General features: G+C 61.7%; 19 protein-coding genes. 12 read left to right on the forward strand and 7 right to left on the reverse strand.

Annotated elements, in window-relative coordinates; translation table 11 throughout:
- Positions 1–17: 17 nt before the first annotated feature.
- Positions 18–362 (reverse strand): DUF1236 domain-containing protein, encoded by a 345-nt coding sequence (locus AOQ71_RS25400; protein WP_057752918.1) that lies wholly within the window; start codon positions 360–362, stop codon positions 18–20.
- 155 nt (positions 363–517) lie between these two features.
- Between AOQ71_RS25400 and AOQ71_RS25405 the strand changes: the two genes are divergently transcribed.
- Entirely contained in the window at positions 518–1,918 is a 1,401-nt protein-coding gene (locus tag AOQ71_RS25405; RefSeq protein WP_057752680.1) for a TAXI family TRAP transporter solute-binding subunit, read from the forward strand.
- A gap of 35 nt (positions 1,919–1,953) precedes the next feature.
- On the opposite strand, the gene AOQ71_RS25410 is transcribed toward AOQ71_RS25405, so the two are convergent.
- Positions 1,954–2,259: a hypothetical protein gene (locus AOQ71_RS25410; RefSeq protein WP_057752920.1), complete on the reverse strand. Its 306-nt coding sequence runs from the start codon at positions 2,257–2,259 to the stop codon at positions 1,954–1,956.
- 5 nt (positions 2,260–2,264) lie between these two features.
- Positions 2,265–3,389: a DNA topoisomerase IB gene (locus AOQ71_RS25415; RefSeq protein WP_057752684.1), complete on the reverse strand. Its 1,125-nt coding sequence runs from the start codon at positions 3,387–3,389 to the stop codon at positions 2,265–2,267.
- Positions 3,390–4,057: 668 nt separating this feature from the next.
- On the opposite strand from AOQ71_RS25415, the gene AOQ71_RS25425 reads away from it, so the two are divergent.
- Both AOQ71_RS25425 and AOQ71_RS25430 read left to right on the forward strand, forming a co-directional pair.
- Positions 4,058–4,573: an inorganic diphosphatase gene (locus AOQ71_RS25425; RefSeq protein WP_057752922.1), complete on the forward strand. Its 516-nt coding sequence runs from the start codon at positions 4,058–4,060 to the stop codon at positions 4,571–4,573.
- A gap of 166 nt (positions 4,574–4,739) precedes the next feature.
- Complete coding sequence (locus AOQ71_RS25430) at positions 4,740–5,603, forward strand: formate/nitrite transporter family protein (protein WP_057752690.1); 864 nt, start codon at positions 4,740–4,742, stop codon at positions 5,601–5,603.
- Positions 5,604–5,673: 70 nt separating this feature from the next.
- On the opposite strand, the gene AOQ71_RS43860 is transcribed toward AOQ71_RS25430, so the two are convergent.
- On the reverse strand, positions 5,674–5,982 hold the full coding sequence (locus AOQ71_RS43860) for a hypothetical protein (protein WP_083514489.1): 309 nt from the start codon (positions 5,980–5,982) through the stop codon (positions 5,674–5,676).
- Between the two features lie 245 nt (positions 5,983–6,227).
- On the opposite strand from AOQ71_RS43860, the gene AOQ71_RS25435 reads away from it, so the two are divergent.
- Positions 6,228–7,499, forward strand: a complete 1,272-nt coding sequence (locus AOQ71_RS25435) for a DUF892 family protein (RefSeq protein ID WP_057752694.1) — start codon at positions 6,228–6,230, stop codon at positions 7,497–7,499.
- Positions 7,500–7,572: 73 nt separating this feature from the next.
- Here AOQ71_RS25435 and AOQ71_RS25440 read toward each other — a convergent pair whose 3' ends face one another.
- Positions 7,573–8,190, reverse strand: a complete 618-nt coding sequence (locus tag AOQ71_RS25440) for a hypothetical protein (RefSeq protein WP_057752697.1) — start codon at positions 8,188–8,190, stop codon at positions 7,573–7,575.
- 331 nt (positions 8,191–8,521) lie between these two features.
- On the opposite strand from AOQ71_RS25440, the gene AOQ71_RS50375 reads away from it, so the two are divergent.
- Positions 8,522–8,692: a DUF6894 family protein gene (locus AOQ71_RS50375; protein ID WP_430648652.1), complete on the forward strand. Its 171-nt coding sequence runs from the start codon at positions 8,522–8,524 to the stop codon at positions 8,690–8,692.
- Between the two features lie 38 nt (positions 8,693–8,730).
- On the opposite strand, the gene AOQ71_RS25445 is transcribed toward AOQ71_RS50375, so the two are convergent.
- Positions 8,731–9,588, reverse strand: coding sequence for an SDR family oxidoreductase (locus AOQ71_RS25445; RefSeq protein WP_057752700.1), 858 nt, complete (start codon positions 9,586–9,588; stop codon positions 8,731–8,733).
- 74 nt (positions 9,589–9,662) lie between these two features.
- Positions 9,663–10,136, reverse strand: a complete 474-nt coding sequence (locus tag AOQ71_RS25450) for a metallophosphoesterase family protein (RefSeq protein WP_057752702.1) — start codon at positions 10,134–10,136, stop codon at positions 9,663–9,665.
- A 94-nt stretch (positions 10,137–10,230) separates the two neighbouring features.
- Between AOQ71_RS25450 and AOQ71_RS25455 the strand changes: the two genes are divergently transcribed.
- The 7 genes from AOQ71_RS25455 to AOQ71_RS25480 all read left to right on the forward strand — a co-directional run bounded on the left by AOQ71_RS25455 (position 10,231) and on the right by AOQ71_RS25480 (position 15,514).
- Complete coding sequence (locus tag AOQ71_RS25455) at positions 10,231–10,440, forward strand: hypothetical protein (RefSeq protein WP_057752704.1); 210 nt, start codon at positions 10,231–10,233, stop codon at positions 10,438–10,440.
- 29 nt (positions 10,441–10,469) lie between these two features.
- Positions 10,470–10,592: a hypothetical protein gene (locus AOQ71_RS49790; RefSeq protein WP_283809612.1), complete on the forward strand. Its 123-nt coding sequence runs from the start codon at positions 10,470–10,472 to the stop codon at positions 10,590–10,592.
- A 183-nt stretch (positions 10,593–10,775) separates the two neighbouring features.
- Entirely contained in the window at positions 10,776–11,750 is a 975-nt protein-coding gene (coxB, locus tag AOQ71_RS25460; RefSeq protein WP_245317120.1) for a cytochrome c oxidase subunit II, read from the forward strand.
- Positions 11,751–11,752: 2 nt separating this feature from the next.
- Entirely contained in the window at positions 11,753–13,660 is a 1,908-nt protein-coding gene (ctaD, locus tag AOQ71_RS25465) for a cytochrome c oxidase subunit I (protein WP_430648653.1), read from the forward strand.
- Positions 13,657–14,256, forward strand: coding sequence for a cytochrome c oxidase subunit 3 (locus AOQ71_RS25470; protein WP_057752709.1), 600 nt, complete (start codon positions 13,657–13,659; stop codon positions 14,254–14,256). Before ctaD ends, AOQ71_RS25470 begins: the two co-directional genes overlap by 4 nt.
- Positions 14,253–14,606 carry a hypothetical protein gene (locus AOQ71_RS25475; RefSeq protein ID WP_057752712.1) on the forward strand — a complete coding sequence of 118 codons (354 nt, stop codon included), beginning with the start codon at positions 14,253–14,255 and terminating at the stop codon, positions 14,604–14,606. The genes AOQ71_RS25470 and AOQ71_RS25475 overlap by 4 nt, the downstream gene beginning before the upstream one ends.
- Positions 14,594–15,514, forward strand: coding sequence for a cytochrome c oxidase assembly protein (locus AOQ71_RS25480; RefSeq protein ID WP_057752714.1), 921 nt, complete (start codon positions 14,594–14,596; stop codon positions 15,512–15,514). Before AOQ71_RS25475 ends, AOQ71_RS25480 begins: the two co-directional genes overlap by 13 nt.
- The last annotated feature ends 61 nt before the right edge of the window (positions 15,515–15,575 follow it).

Here is a 15,575-nt window from a genome sequence, read left to right on the forward strand (position 1 = left end):
CCCCGCCACTGGAGGGATTAGTCGATCTCCTGGACGACCGTGCGGGTCGACGGATCGACCAGCATCACGCGCTCGCCCGAATAGACATAGCGGTACTTGGTGAGCGAGGGACCCCAGTCGGCGGGCACCGCCTCGAGTTCGACTTCGCGCGGCACTGGCTGGCCGACGACGATCTTCTCGCGGGTCTCCACTGGACGAACCTTGTGCTCGGTAACGTAGGTGCGGATCTTCGTGCGGTATTCGGGCTCGATCTGTACGGCGGCGGCATGTCCCGCGCCCGTGGTGGTGACGACGGTGGACTGCGCCATCGCGCCCGTCGAGATCATCGCCGCCATCGCAGCGCTCAGCAGAAGCTTGTTCATCTTTCTCTCCTCGCCGCCATATGCGGCATGCGAGAACCCACGATTGATGCCAAGGTTCCCGCGCGTCCGCAGAGGTCCTCGCATGCGATGGAACATTCGGGTCGGGCGACGGTTCGTTCCAAGCTCCCAGGCGCTTGCTCACGGAGAGCCCGCTGATGCCACCGTCCGATGCAGTCAGGAGAGCCCCCGATCGACGCCAGCGAAGGCTCCTGATCCTGTTGGCGTTAGGATTCGTCGTCTTCGGCACCGCTGCCGCGGCGCTCTTCTACGTCCTGCAGCCCGAGACTCTTCGGATCGCCGTCGGCCCCTCGGGCAGCGAAGACCACCAGGTGGTCCAAGCAATGGCGGAGGCCTTCGAAGAGGAAAGCAGGACGGTTAGACTGCTCCCTATCGCCACCGCCGGAGCGGCCGAATCGCTTGCCCTCCTGGGTGCCGGCAAAACCGACCTGGCAATCGGTCGCGGCGACCTCGCCATGCCGGCTGATGCGCAGACACTGGCCGTCCTGCGCAAGAACTATGTCGTCATATGGTCGCAGTCTGGACGCGCAGGCAAGAGCTCCAAGAAGAAGGCCGCCGCGAAGATCGGAGAGATCGCCGATCTTGCGGGGCATAAGGTCGGCATCATCGGAAAGACCGACGCCAACGTCGCGGTCCTGCGGACAATTCTAGAGGGCTCAGGCGTGCAGCCCGACAAGGTTGCCACGGCTCAATTCGGGACCGACGAAATCGAAAAGCTCGCGCAGGACGCCACTCTCGACGCCTATCTTGCGGTCGGTCCGCTCGACAGCAAGATCACCGCCGCCGCGATCGCCGCGACTTCGCGGTCGCGCGGGGCTCCGAAGTTTCTTGCCGTCGACGCGTCCGAGGCGATTGCCCTGCGGCATCCCCGCTACGAAGCCGAGGAGATCCCCGGCAGCGTCTTCAACGCGAGCCCGGCCTGGCCCGAGGACAAGATCGACACCATCAGCGTCAACCATCTCATCCTGGCCCGAAAAGAACTGTCGGAAGCCAAGGCGGCAGCCTTCTACCGGCAGCTTTTCGCGGTGCGCGACACGATCACGCAACGTGTCGCCGGCGCGACGCAAATCACGAAACCGGATACGGAGAAGGAGGCGGAGCCCTCCGTGCACAGGGGCGCCGCGGCGGTCATCAACGGGACCGAGCGGACCTTTCTGGACAAGTACAGCGACTACTTCTGGTTCGCCCTGCTGCTCCTGTCCGGGATCGGTTCGGCCGCCGCATGGCTGCGTCGCTATCTGAACCGGGACGAGCGGGACGACAACACCGGCTATCGCAACCGTATTCTTGCCGTGGTGTCGGAGGTTCGCGGTGCCGAGTCCGAACAGGACCTGCTGGCATCGCAACGGGAGGTCGATGCGATCATCGGCGAGACCCTCAAGTGCTACGACGAGGGAGCCATCGAGCAGGAGGACATGGCCGCATTCGGCCTCGTCCTCGAGCTGTTCGATCATGCGGTCGCGGAAAGGCGGGCGGCGCTGCAGGGCGGCGCGATCGAGGCAAAGGCCCCGGGTCCAAGCCTTGCCTCTCGCAGATAGGCGCGCCGGCAGACCAAACCTTCATCGCTTCACGACTAAAGCTTTTCGATTTCGCTGGCGCGGATAAGGATCTCGTCCTGATCGAGCATCTCTTCGAGTTGTTTGCGGCGGTCCGCCCACCATGCACGATCGAGCTCTTCGGTCATAACCTCAAGGATGATGATCTCATCCCGGACGACCTGTGACCCTTCTTTGTTCTCGCCCGAGGCCGGCGCCCGTTTGAAAGCCGTGACCCCGCCAAAGCGTTCGGTCAGTTCGTGTTCCAGGGACTGATAGAGCTTCGAATCAAACCGCTTGCCGTGGTTGTTGCTGAGAGGCAGGAAGATTTCGATCAAATGCATGAGGATCACGCCGCGAGCTTGGCGCTCTCCCCCGCCTTGCGCGTCGCCTTCAGCCGCTTATTCAGGAACGCCAGGACCATCACTTCGTCCGCGCTCAATTTGCTATACTGACGCTTGAACCTCTCCGCGATCTTGTCCTCGATCATTTTTGCCAGGTCGCCAGACATGTAGGCGCCCAGAATTTCCGGATGCACGTAGCATTTGCGGCAAATGGCTGGCGTGTTGCCAAGTTGTCTGGCGACTTTATCGATGGCGGCCACGACGTTCCGTTTTGCTTCAGCCTGGGAGTCATACGTCTTGAACTCGGCCAATGCGAGCGCAGCCAGCACGGTACCGGCCCAGGTTCGGAAATCCTTGGCCGTAAAATCCTGCCCGGTGATTTCCTTGATGTAGGCATTCACGTCGCCGGAATCGATCGTACGTGGTTCGCCGTCGTCGTCGAGATATTTGAAGAGCTCATGCCCCGGCAAGTCGGCGCAGTGCTTGACGATTGCCGCAATGCGCCTGTCCTCTACCGAAAGCTTCCATTGCTTGCCGGACTTCCCGGTAAACTCAAACTTCAGGGTCGAACCTTTGATCGCCACATGCCTGCGGCGCATGGTCGTCAGTCCGTAGGAGTTGTTTGTATTGGCATACTCGGCATTGCCGACCCGAATGAGGGTCTTCTCGAGAAGGCTGACGACGGTCGCGAGAATCTTCTCCCGGGGCAAGCCTTCGTGCTTCATGTCGGCGGCGACACGGAACCGCAGTGCAGGAAGCGCAGCTGCGAACTGCATGACGTGCTCGTATTTGTTCTGATCACGCAATTCACGCCATTTAGCGTGATAGCGATATTGCTTGCGGCCGCGTGCATCATAGCCCGTCGCCTGGATATGGCCGTTGGCAACGGGACAGATCCACACCCGCTCATAGGCCGGCGGAATGCCGATCGACTTGATACGGCGGATGATGTCCTTGTTCGTGATGCGGGCGCCGCTCTGGTCGTAGTAGGAGAAGGTGGTGCCGGTGCGCTTGCGGGTGTACCCCGGCTTTGCGTCACTGACGTATCGCAAGCCTTCTTCCGCGATGAACGCCGCCACTTCAGCGGTCCTCTCGGGAATTCTCTCATCGGCCTTCGTTTCGCGGAACATGGCGGCGTCATTTTGACAGCACTTGTGAACGCATTTCGCTGCTGTCCCGACACGTCAAGAAGATCTACAGGATTTTGTTCCCCTTGAGCACTGGTCTTCCAGCGAAGCGAACGGTCCATCGTACTTCGCATTCCAAAGCCCCGCGCCCTCTCAACAGAACGGCCTTCGTGAATGGAGGCCGAGTTGAGGGAGCGCTCCCCTCCGGACCAACCGAACCTGCGGTCGTTCGCTCCTATCGATGCTCCCGAAGCTGCCGCTCCAGGTCGATCGCCTGGTCTGCATTGTAAGCGCGCTTCAGAAACGCATCTCGCTGATCCCCCGGTGGCTTCTGATCAGCCCGCCTACGCATATCCCGCGCGAACTGCGTGAGCCTGGTCTCAAGGGAATCCTTCTGTTTAAAGCGCTTGCGTTTCAATCCCATGGTCATTCCTTCCACTACGCATGGATTGTACAACCGCTTGCCAATGCCCGCATGAACATAGGTTAGTTCTCGGAATTCCCGCCGTTTGCAGGTTTTTGAGTTGCTTACTCAATTCACGCCTTGCGCGCCTGGCGTGACCACCAGGTCGTGCGCGGGAACTATCATTGCTTGGCCCTCGTTCTGAAGAGTGCAGGAAGATCGCGCGGAGCGATGACACGTGATGTAGGTGCAGCACAGGGTGCGTGAGATGACCAACCTTCTCAAACTGCCGACATGGGCTGACGACGGACAAATTTTCGCGGTTGTCGAGACGCCTCGCGGGAGCTCCTGCAAACTGGATTTCGATCCCGAGCTCGGGATCTTTACGCTGGCAAAGCCGCTGATGGCAGGGCTGAGCTATCCGTATGACTGGGGCTTTATTCCTTCCACCAAAGCTCCCGATGGCGATCCCCTCGACGTACTGATCATCCATGATGCGAAGACATATCCCGGCGTCGTGCTCAAATGCAGGCCGGTCGGCGTCCTCGAAGTCGAGCAGAAGAGCGGCAGCAGAAAAGAACGGAACGATCGCGTGTTCGCGGTGCCGGACCGATCGCCCCTCGAGACTGATCTCAAGGATATACGCCACCTCCCCTCGCGCGCATGCGGCGAGCTGGAGGAGTTCTTCCGCGCGACAAACGCGCTTGAGAACAAGGAGCTCAAATTTCTGGGATGGCGCGGGCCCAACCACGCGGCCAAGACCATCAAGCGGCTTTCCAAGTAGGATATCCTGACATCGCGGCCGGCGTGATCGGCTGGAAGACGCGATCAAGAGATGACCGGGTTTGGCCTTACGCCTCCCTCCTGTCCCGGTGCCGGGGAGTGGCGGCGAGGAACGGATCGTCATCAGGCGGCTTTGAACGAAAGTCCCAGCCTTTTGCGAGCGCGCATTGAACAAGTCGAGCGAAGCAGCCTCATTCAATGCAGCATCCGAGCTCGATGGCGTGTCGCCGCGACAGACCGAGGAAATCGAGTCTCAGAGCAGGCCGAGCGCCGCGCTGATTCACGAAACCATACGAGCCGAGGGAGAGCAGGAACTCAAGCGGCGGTGGTGGGCCATCCTCCTGTCCGGCCTTGCCGCGGGCCTGTCGATGGGACTGTCCCTCGTGGTCCAGGGCGAGTTTCAGGCTGCGATCTCCGATGAGGGGACCCGGCGGCTCGTCGCGCCGCTGGGCTATACCGTCGGCTTTCTGGTGGTCGTGTTGGGACGGCAGCAGCTCTTCACCGAGAATACCCTCACACCCATCCTTCCTCTGCTGCATCACCGCAATCTCGCGACGCTGGCCAAGGTGCTGAAGCTGTGGGGACTCGTGCTGGCCTCCAATATCGCCGGCACGTGGGCGGTCAGCTACGTGCTCGCACACACCGACATCTTTGGACCGAAAATCAATGATGCATTTCTCGAGCTTGGCCGGCACACTGTCGAAGGCAATTTCTCGGCCACCATGGTCCGAGCCGGGTTCGCCGGCTGGCTGATCGCGCTGATGATGTGGCTGCTGCCGGCGACCAAGGGATCAGGTGCGCATATCGTCCTGATCATGACTTACGTCGTGGCGCTCGGGCAGTTTGCCCACATCATCGCGGGCTCGGTCGAGTGTGCTTACCTGGTGCTGCTTCGGGAAGCTTCGTTTGGACAATACTTCCTTGAATTTTTCGTCCCTACTCTGCTCGGCAATATCCTCGGCGGGACAACGTTGGTCGCCCTGTTGAACTACGGCCAGGTTGCGGCGGAGCTGGACAAGGCAAAGGATTAGTCGGAACGCCCGCTTCTGAGGGGCAAGGCCTGTCGAGATGAAGGCCCGGCTTGTAGCCGGGCCGTTGTCATCACCAGTAGCCGTATGGCCGATAATACGAGCGGTAATAGCGCGGACGGTAGTAGCGTGGGCCGTAATAGGCATAGGGCCCCGGGCCATAATAGGCGTAGGGACCTGGATAATATCCCGGTCCGTAATAGTAGGGCGAAGCCGCTGCCGCGGCGCCAAACGCCAGGGCACCGGCAGCAAGGCCGAAGCCTATTCCAGGCCCGCCCCACCCTCCGTGCCATCCCCCACCGTGCCAGCGCGCCTCGGCGGGCGCCGCAGTTGCAGCCGAAATCGCTCCGACTGCCAAAGCTACAATAGCAAGCCTTCGCATTTTCTTCTCCTCCTGGGTTGCGCGTGCCGATAATGCGAAAGTTGACGGCCACGTTCCAAGAGGAGAGCTGGGAGTTGCGCGATTTCAACACCGATGCCTGATCGGCCCACTGGCCCAATACCACCGAGGTGTGAATCCATCTCGGCGCGATGCAAGGTCATCCTCACAAAGCCACTTCGAACTCTAGGAACTAACGTCAGTGTCCGCCGGTTCGTGGAGCGTCTCTCTCACCTCAAGGGCAATCCATGTACCACCACGTCAAGAAACTGATGTTCACCGTCCGCGTCGACGAGCCTGATCCCAGGTTCGGCAATATGCTTCTCGAGCAGTTCGGCGGCGCCAACGGCGAGCTCGCCGCTGCCATGCAATATTCGATACAGGGGCTCAACTGCGAAGATCCGGATCGCAAGGATCTTCTCATGGATATCGGCACCGAGGAACTCAGCCATCTCGAGGTGGTCGGCACTCTCGCCCGTATGCATCTGAAGCCGTCGAAATTCGATCGCCAAGCCGCCGAGGCGGACCCCCTGATTGCGATTGCAGGCGGCGGCGGCGTGAACCTGTTCAACTCCCAAGGCAACGCTTGGACCGCGGATTACCTCAAGATCACCGGCGAGCTCGACGTTGACCTGCGCAGCAACATCGCCGCCGAGGCGAGAGCCAAGATCGTCTACGAGCGGCTGATCAATTTCTCTGACGACGCGGGCACAAAGGACGCGCTTCAATTCCTGATGACCCGCGAGATCACGCATATGAAGGCGTTCGCGCTGGCTCTCGAAAGCATGGCCAAGCCGGCCTTCAGCATCGGCCGGATTGCCCCCACGCCCGGTCTCGTCGACCAGTTCTTCAACGATTCGACCGGAACCGGCGACCACGGCGAGATCGACACCCGCGGCCCCTGGAACGAGGGCGGCGAGTGGGTCTTTACGGAATCCCCGGCTATCCAGGCCGGCGACCCTGGTCCGGCGACGGCGCTTGTCACCGAGAGTTCTCCGCCGGTCGACGAGGCCGGTCTCGGCGATCTCCTGATCAACGAGCTTCGCGACATCCTGCACGCCGAAAAGCAGCTGACAAAAGCCCTGCCGAAAATGGCGCAGGCGGCGCGTTTCGATCAGCTGCGCGAGCTGTTCGAGCAGCACCTGAACGAAACCGAGGCCCAGATCGAGCGCATCAATGAGTGCTTCGAGATGCTCGGCAAGACCGCGCGGGCCAAGCCCTGCAAGGGGATGATGGGTCTGATCGAGGAAGGGCAGGAAATCATCGCCGAAGGCGAAGAGAAGGAGGATGCCGCAGCCGATCTGGCGCTGATCGGAGCAGCCCAGCGGGTCGAGCATTACGAGATCGCCGGATACACCACCGCACGCAATCTCGCCCAGCAACTGCGCCATAGCGCCGTCGTCAGCCTGCTCTCGAAATCGCTTGCCGAAGAAGAGAATGCCGATCAGCTTCTCAACCAGGTCGCCCGCTCGCTGATGTCGGTGGCAAAGATGCCTGCAGCGGTCGAACAGACCGAATGAACCGGGCCTCATTTCGCTGAAGGGTTTGTCAAAGACAAACCCTTCAGCTGGCCTGTTCTAGATCATCTGCTGGTCACTCGCTATTCCGCGCGCGACGCAGCGCGGCCGTCAGCTTGGCCTTTTGCCCGGCCCACCGCTCATCCTCCGCAGCCGCCCGCGCGTCCACCGCGGCCCGCTCGGCTTCAATGGCCTCAAGCCTGGCTCCATGCTCCCGCTCGGCGTCTTCGAGCGCAGCCTGCGCTTTTGCGATAGCCCGCTCCTGGCGCTCCCTGACCTTCGCTCGGGCGGCTTCTTCGCGCCGGCTTCGCGCCTCGCGCCGCCGCTGCTCTTTCTCGTAGTTTGCAGCCGCTTGTCGCGCGGCCTTGCTGCTGACCTGGGACGGTTGTCGCCCGTGCGGCTTCGATCGGCGCGGCGCGGGCTGCTCATGCGCACGATCCGCAGCCGCTTGCGAGGGTATGCTGGAGTGCTCGGAAAATCGTCCGCTCGATCCGACTGCCCGTCGGAGGACCACGCCGGGCTTTGCCATGGTCGCCGCAACGACCTCGGGGTCATCGGTCTCCGTGGCCAACCCCTGGTGAAAGAGGTTGCTTCCGGCGCCCCAGGCCTCGAGCGCGGCCTTCATCGACGGCGCCGCGACCGCGAGATCGTGGAAGCCAAGGGACGTCTGATATGTCTTGAGCTTGCGCGCCATCCCCTCTGGATAGCGCCGATCTTCGCCGTCGGCTATCCCGTCTAGCGTCGCCGCCCGGTCAGCACACCGATGACGAGCGCTGCCGCGAGTGACCGGAGGGCTGCGGCCATGGTGATCTTCCGTAGCTGATCGGCAAGGTGCGCCGCCGACGCCTGCGAGGACGACCGAAATCGCGATGATTGCGCATTGCTGGTTCCCGATTCGGCTGCGGACATCGCCTTTTGCTGTCTATGTCATCATGCTCTGAGGGGCTGCGCGGGGCGGCCGGGTCCAGCCATTGCGCGGCCGCATGCAGCCGGAACATTGCAGCGAGATCGGACGTTCTGGCGAGATGCCACGCTACTATTTCAACATTCACAACGGTCATCCCTTCGAGGATCTGGTCGGCGAGGATTTGCCCGACGAGGCCGCGGCTTGGAAAAACGCTCCTGCTCAGCCGCGACATCGAAGATGTGCTCGCGCCCGGCGGTGTCTGGAAGCTGGAGGTTCTGAAGCCAGATAGAAGCCCGTTGTTTCGCATCGAGGTCAAGACGGAACGTCTTAAATGAAGGGCTTTCCGCCGGTGACGGCCAGTGTCGCTCCCGAGGTGTAGCTCGACAGCGGATCGGCAAGCATGACGTAGGCTGTCGCGAGTTCGGCCGGCTGCCCTGCACGCTGCATCGGCACTTGCTTGCCAAAATTCTTGACCGTTTCCTCCGGCATGGTCGATGGGATAAGCGGCGTCCAGATCGGGCCAGGCGCAACCGCATTGACCCGAATGCCCTTCGACGCCAACATTTGGGCGAGCCCGCCGGTAAAATTCTGAATGGCGCCCTTGGTCGTTGCGTAGGCGAGCAGGCTCGGATTCGGCATGTCGGAGTTGACCGAGGCCGTATTCACGATCGCAGCACCGGGACGCATATGGGGCACGGCCGCCTTGGTCAAATAGAACATCGCATGGATGTTCACCTCGAACGTGCGCTGCCACTCGTCATCGCTGATATCGCCGATGTCCTTGAACGTGGCCTGATGGGCGGCGTTGTTGACCAGGATGTCCAGTCCGCCGAGCTCCTCGACGGCGCGCCGCACGATCGCGCGACAATGGCCGGGGTCGCGGATGTCTCCTGCAATCAGGATGGCCTTCCGTCCCTCCCGCTCCACCAGCGCTTTGACTTCCGCGGCATCCTCATCCTCATTCAAATAGGCGATAGCGAGGTCTGCGCCTTCGCGGGCATACGCAATCGCGACCGCACGACCGATGCCGCTGTCTCCGCCGGTAATGATGGCCTTTTTGCCGGCCAGGCGACCGGCGCCCTTATAACTCTCTTCGCCGTGGTCGGGCCGCGGGTTCATCGCGCGGGTCGCGCCAGGCATGGACTGATGCTGAGGGGGATATGGCGGCTTCGGATATTCGGTCATGGAGCGCCTCCGAGATTCGCTGCGCTAACAGAACCCGAGCGAAAGTGTTCCTAGCTTCCCATCAGGCGGCCGACCTATCGAGAACATTCATCAAGGGTGCGTACGTTCACCCGAAATTCGCCATGCTCGTCGATGTCGATCGTTGCCAGCGTGATCGGCAGCTTGAATCGCCGCGGCCCGGCGCTTCCTGGGTTCAGATAGGTGATACCATCCGTGGTCCTGAGGCTTGCCCGATGCGAATGGCCAGAGATCACGGCTTCGACATCCGCGGGGGCGGGCCTGCTCTTCAGCTCGCTGATATCATGCAAGACATAGAAGGCTCGCCCGGCGAGATGAACGGTCGTCGTCTCGGGATAGAAGCGGGCCCAATCGCCGACATCGACATTGCCCCGGATCGCAGTGACAGGGGCAATCCGGCGTAGCCCTTCCATGACATGCTCGGCACCGATATCGCCGGCGTGAATGATGTGGGCGGTCCCGCGGAAGCATTGTTCCACTTCCGGCCGCAGCAGACCGTGGGTGTCTGAGATGATGCCGATCCTGAACATTGCCTCACATCTCCCCATAACAGCTGCCTTGACCCGCGTTTAGGAACGACAATGCCGCGCTCGAATTGCCCGCCTATCTAACGGGAGCACAGACATGGGCAACACCGGCGTAGGAATGCTTCTTGGAGACCTCTCTGTCAAAACGGTTTGGTTGCTGTGTCTTGGCGTTTTGGTCCTCGGCGGAGCGATCTGGTACGGCGTCTGGCGGTCAGGGCATCTGCGCCGCAGCGAGCGCGCCCAGCTCGATCGGAACACCGAAGCAGCGCAACGCCGGGACGATCCGCAGAAGCCGGTCACACGATAGCTCACGCAATCCATTGATGGACCCGTCATATGCTCGAGGATTTGCGCGCAATTCTTCAGCCTGGGGCGCTGCTTGCCGTGGTCATCATCCTGCTGCTGATGGCCGTCGCCGATGCGGCCATCTTCATCGCGACCAAAGGATGGCCGCTCTAGGTCGGACTCTCGACAATTTACATGAAGTCGTTGACCGCGTTGAAGATGTCGATCCGGCAACGATCGCCCGTCGCGGCCTCGTCATGGCAATAGGAACCTTCAAAGGATTGATCGGTTCGGCCAGCAGGGGAGCATGGCGAAACATCGATGCCCGTCAGAATACGAACGGCTCTGGTGACACTTGTGACGTTGCCGCTGGCCGCCTGCGAGGGCAGGCAGTCGGCGCTTGCACCGCAGGGGCTGCAATCCGACCAGATCCTGCGGACCCTCCTGCTGTTTCTGGCGGTGGCGGCAGTGGTGTGGACCGCCGTTGTAATCGCCCTTGGCATCGGCTTGTTGCGCCGAAAGCGCATGCCCGAACGGCCGCTGGCTCTGCATCAGGACTTCGAGAAAGCCACTGGTCGCGTCGTGTTCGCCCTGGGGTTCGCGACCCTGGTGATTGTCCTTGGACTTTCGATCGTCAGCTACGCCGGTCAGCGTACCGTCTTTGCCAAGGACGACAACGCCCTGACGCTCAAGATCATTGGCCACCAATGGTGGTGGGAGGTCCGCTATGAGGATGACAGCCCGGATCGGAGCTTCGTGACTGCGAACGAGATCCGGATTCCGACCGGCAAAGCCGTCAAGGTCGAACTGGAGTCCGCCGACGTCATTCACAGCTTTTGGGTGCCGAGCCTGACCGGGAAGATGGACCTCATTACCGGACAGAAGAACGAGCTTCAATTCACAGCCAGGAACGCCGGCGTTTATCGCGGACAATGCGCCGAATTTTGCGGATTACAGCATGCCCATATGGCCGTTGCCGTGCTCGCGTTGTCGCCGGACGAATTCGGCCGCTGGCGCGATCATGAAAATCAGAGCGCGAGCAGCCCGACCGACGTGCTGGGCAAGCAAGGCGAGCAGCTTTTCCGCGCCAGAGGTTGTGCCCTTTGTCACAATATCCGCGGCACGCTGGCCGGTGGGCAATTGGGCCCCGATCTGACCCATGTGGGCAGCCGAACCACGGTCGCGGCCGGAACGCTGCCGCTCACGCCTGCCACGCTCGGCGCCTGGATCGCCGATCCCCAGCATATCAAGCCCGGCAATTACATGCCGAGGATGCCGCTGCAGTCCGGCGAGCTGATCGCGATCCTTCACTATCTGGAGCAACTCAAGTGACCGTGTTGGCCGACGAACGCGAATTGCGAGACGACGCGCTCAATGGCCTCGAGCTCGCCACTCGCCTCGAGAGACTGTGGCGTACCCCGTCAGGGCTGCTCGGCGCACTGATGTCCGTCGACCACAAGGTCATCGGGCGCCGATACATCGTTACCGCATTCGCGTTCCTGCTTCTCGGCGGCGCGCTCGCGATCCTGATGCGGATTCAGCTCGCAGGACCAGAACAGACGTTTCTGTCGCCGGACAAGTACAATCAGATCTTCACGATGCATGGTTCGACGATGATGTTTCTGTTCGCCGTGCCTGTCATGGAGGCCTTTGCCGTCTACCTCGTTCCCTTGATGGTCGGAACGCGAAACATTGCCTTTCCGCGTCTGAATGCCTTCAGCTACTGGATGTTTCTGTTCGGCGGCTGCTTTCTGTGGATTTCCTTTCTGCTCAATGTCGGGCCTGATGTCGGCTGGTTTGCCTATGTTCCGCTCTCTTCGTTGCAGTACACGCCGACCAAGCGCCCGGACGTCTGGGCACAGATGATCACCTTCACCGAGGTCGCCGCGCTTGCCGTGTCCGTGGAAATCGTCGTGACGGTGTTCAAGCTTCGCGCGCCCGGCATGACACTGGACCGCATTCCGCTGTTCGTGTGGGCGATGCTGGTGACGAGCTTCCTGGTGATGTTCGCCATGCCTTCGATCATGGTTGCGTCGACATCGCTGATCCTCGACCGGCTCGTCAACACGCGCTTCTACGATCCATCGTCGGGTGGGCATCCCCTGCTCTGGCAGCATCTGTTCTGGTTCTTCGGGCATCCCGAGGTCTACATCATCTTCATTCCGGGAACGGGAATGGTGTCGATGATTCTCGGAACATTCGCCCGCCGTCCCGTGATCGGCTATCCCGTGGTCATTCTTTCGCTCATCGCGACCGGGTTCCTGTCGTTCGGTCTCTGGGTCCACCACATGTTCGTCACCGGTCTGCCTCAGCTCGGTGCAGGTCTGTTCACGGCGTCCAGCATGCTGATCGCGGTGCCGAGCGGCTTGCAGATCTTCTGCTGGTTGGCGACGCTCTGGGATGGGCGCCCCGTCTACAGGACGCCGCTGCTGTTCGTGATCGGATTTATCGTGGTCTTCGTGCTTGGCGGCCTGTCCGGCGTCATGGTGGCCTCCGTTCCAATCGACACCCAGGTCCACGATACCTACTTCGTCGTCGCTCACTTCCACTATGTGCTGATCGGCGGCGCCGTCTTTCCGCTGATCGGCGCCGTCTACTACTGGTTTCCCAAGATTACCGGCCGCATGCTCAGTGAGACGCTGGGGCGCTGGAATTTCTGGCTCGCCCTCATCGGCTTCAACGTCGCATTCTTCCCCATGCACATCCTCGGCCTGATCGGGATGCCGCGCAGGGTCTACACCTATACGGCCGACATGGATTGGGCGCACCTGAACCTTGTGTCCAGCGGCGGCGCGGTTGTCTTCGCGATCAGCTTCGCGATTTTGCTCGCCAACGTGATTTACAGCCTTCGCCGCGGCGCACTTGCGGGCGACAACCCCTGGGACGCCTCGACGCTGGAGTGGGCGACCTCGTCACCGCCTCCACCGCAAAACTTCGATCGCATTCCCGTGGTCAAACATCGCGATCCCCTGTGGTTCGATAACGAAAGCCTGCCCGTCGTCGCGGGTCTCAGCATCGAGCGGCGGGAAGTGCTGTTGACGTCCCTCGCGGAAGCCGAGCCGCAGACTCGCGAGGCTTCCCCCGAGCCCAGCGTCTGGCCGCTGATTACGGCGATCGCGACGACGATATTCTTCGTCGGGTCGATCTTCACACCCTGGGCCGTGCTCTGGGGCACACCGCCGATGGCGGTTGCGTTGATCGGCTGGTTCTGGCCATCCGGCAGCAGGGAGGACGAGGAGTGAGACAGACCATCGTCCGCAATGTCGGCGCGCTTCCGACCTACGGCTACGGACCCCGAAGCGGCCCCTGGTGGGGCGCCATGGGTTTCATGGCACTGGAAGGCATGGGATTCGCGATTGCGATCGGCGCCTATCTTTATCTCTATGCGGTGAATTCGGACTGGCCGATCGGCGCCGCCCCGCCAGATCTCTGGCCCGGGACCGTCGAGGTCGCGATTTATCTGCTGAGCATTATCCCGAATGAGATGACCAATCGCGCGGCGAAGCGGCAGGATCTTGCGAAGGTGCGTACCGGATTGATCGTGATGTCGCTGATCGGGATCGTGCTGCTGGTTTTCCGCGGCATCGAATTCGCTCACCTCAACACGCGCTGGGACAACTCTGCTTATGGGTCGGTCGTCTGGCTGATCCTCGGACTGCACACGACGCATCTCGCCACGGATCTCGGCGACACGGTGGTGCTGACAGTGTTGATGTTCACGGCCCATGCAAAGCCGCGACGGTTCAGCGACGTCACCGATAACGCATTCTACTGGAATTTCGTCGTGCTGGCCTGGTTGCCGCTCTATGTGCTGCTCGACTGGGTGCCTCGCCTATGACCGTCAACGACGCACATCCGAGGCTGCTCTATTGGGCCGGTGTCGCTCTGGGGCCGCTCGCCTGGGGCATCAATTTGCAGGGCGTCTACGCGCTCGCTCATTTCTCGTGCGAGACGACACGGCTGACCGGGACCATCATGAGCGCTGTTTTGGCTGTCGTCGCCCTCGCAGGCACCGTGATCTCGGCACGGGCGGTTCGTCGCGGCGCCGGCGCGGAATGGGCCGAGGCGCAAGGAGGCGGTCCCCGAACGTTCATGGCATGGCTCGGCGTCGGCTCCGGCATCCTGTTTGCGCTCGTCATCGCCAACCAGCTCGCGGCTTCGCTGATGATCAGCCCATGCCTGCGATGAGGCTGCTAGGATTGCTGCTCGGCCTGCTTGCCGGGCCGGCGATGGCTCATGGCCTTTCGGAGGTCGATCCAGGATCGCTCTGGAGCTTTGATCCCTGGCTTTTGAGCCCGCTCTATATCGCCGGTATCGGCTTCTACATGGGAACGCAGCGACTCTGGCACCATGCCGGCGGCGGGCGCGGCGTCAGCTTTGCCCAGGTCGCGGCGTTCTGGACAGGATGGCTGGTCGTAGCGCTCGCCCTCACCTCGCCGCTGCATTGGCTCGGCGAGCGTCTGTTCACGGCCCACATGATCGAGCACGAACTGCTCATGGTCGTGGGCGCTCCCTTGATGGCGTTTGCCCGGATCAACGGACCGATGATGTGGAGCCTGCCGGCTGCGCTTCGCCCTGCGATCGGCCGCGCCTTGAATTGGCCGATCCTGGCACGGCCATGGGCTCTGATCAGCCATCCTGTCAGTGCGACTGCCTTGCATGGCTTGGCCCTCTGGGCCTGGCACGCGCCTCCACTCTATGCCCTTGCGCTGCAAAACACCGGAGTCCACCGCTTCCAGCACATCAGCTTCTTTGCAACGGCGCTGCTGTTCTGGTGGGTGCTGCTGCATGGCCGCGGAAGCGGTCGCAGCGTGCGGCTTCGCGACGGCATTGCGATCGTCTGCCTATTCATCACGGTGCTGCATTCCGGCGTACTCGGCGCGCTGCTGACGCTGTCGACACGCTTGTGGATTCCAGCTCAAGGCGTCTTCGCGGCTGAATTCGGCCTGACGCCGCTCGAAGACCAGCAACTTGCGGGCATGCTGATGTGGGTCCCCATGGGCATCCTTTATACGGGTGCCGCGCTCTTCTTCGCACACCGCTGGCTGACCTCGATGGACCCGCATTCCGGCCTGTCTCCCGTTCGACCCGGCTGAGGATCATAGGAACCGCGCGTGCAAAGCGACGTTCGCTGTTGAGCTTGACAGCTCCCATGAC

This window comes from Bradyrhizobium manausense (assembly GCF_001440035.1).
In the GTDB taxonomy this organism is placed as follows: domain Bacteria; phylum Pseudomonadota; class Alphaproteobacteria; order Rhizobiales; family Xanthobacteraceae; genus Bradyrhizobium; species Bradyrhizobium manausense.

Coding starts and splice junctions, on each gene's coding strand:
- AOQ71_RS50375 (WP_430648652.1), top strand. CDS start 8,522: ATGCCACGCTACTATTTCAACATTCACAACGGTCATCCCTTCGAGGAT.
- AOQ71_RS25450 (WP_057752702.1), bottom strand. CDS start 10,136: ATGTTCAGGATCGGCATCATCTCAGACACCCACGGTCTGCTGCGGCCG.
- AOQ71_RS25405 (WP_057752680.1), top strand. CDS start 518: ATGCCACCGTCCGATGCAGTCAGGAGAGCCCCCGATCGACGCCAGCGA.
- AOQ71_RS25445 (WP_057752700.1), bottom strand. CDS start 9,588: ATGACCGAATATCCGAAGCCGCCATATCCCCCTCAGCATCAGTCCATG.
- AOQ71_RS49790 (WP_283809612.1), top strand. CDS start 10,470: ATGCTCGAGGATTTGCGCGCAATTCTTCAGCCTGGGGCGCTGCTTGCC.
- AOQ71_RS25455 (WP_057752704.1), top strand. CDS start 10,231: ATGGGCAACACCGGCGTAGGAATGCTTCTTGGAGACCTCTCTGTCAAA.
- AOQ71_RS25475 (WP_057752712.1), top strand. CDS start 14,253: ATGACCGTCAACGACGCACATCCGAGGCTGCTCTATTGGGCCGGTGTC.
- AOQ71_RS25425 (WP_057752922.1), top strand. CDS start 4,058: ATGACCAACCTTCTCAAACTGCCGACATGGGCTGACGACGGACAAATT.
- AOQ71_RS25440 (WP_057752697.1), bottom strand. CDS start 8,190: ATGGCGCGCAAGCTCAAGACATATCAGACGTCCCTTGGCTTCCACGAT.
- AOQ71_RS25410 (WP_057752920.1), bottom strand. CDS start 2,259: ATGCATTTGATCGAAATCTTCCTGCCTCTCAGCAACAACCACGGCAAG.
- AOQ71_RS25480 (WP_057752714.1), top strand. CDS start 14,594: ATGCCTGCGATGAGGCTGCTAGGATTGCTGCTCGGCCTGCTTGCCGGG.
- AOQ71_RS43860 (WP_083514489.1), bottom strand. CDS start 5,982: ATGCGAAGGCTTGCTATTGTAGCTTTGGCAGTCGGAGCGATTTCGGCT.
- AOQ71_RS25435 (WP_057752694.1), top strand. CDS start 6,228: ATGTACCACCACGTCAAGAAACTGATGTTCACCGTCCGCGTCGACGAG.
- AOQ71_RS25400 (WP_057752918.1), bottom strand. CDS start 362: ATGAACAAGCTTCTGCTGAGCGCTGCGATGGCGGCGATGATCTCGACG.
- AOQ71_RS25415 (WP_057752684.1), bottom strand. CDS start 3,389: ATGTTCCGCGAAACGAAGGCCGATGAGAGAATTCCCGAGAGGACCGCT.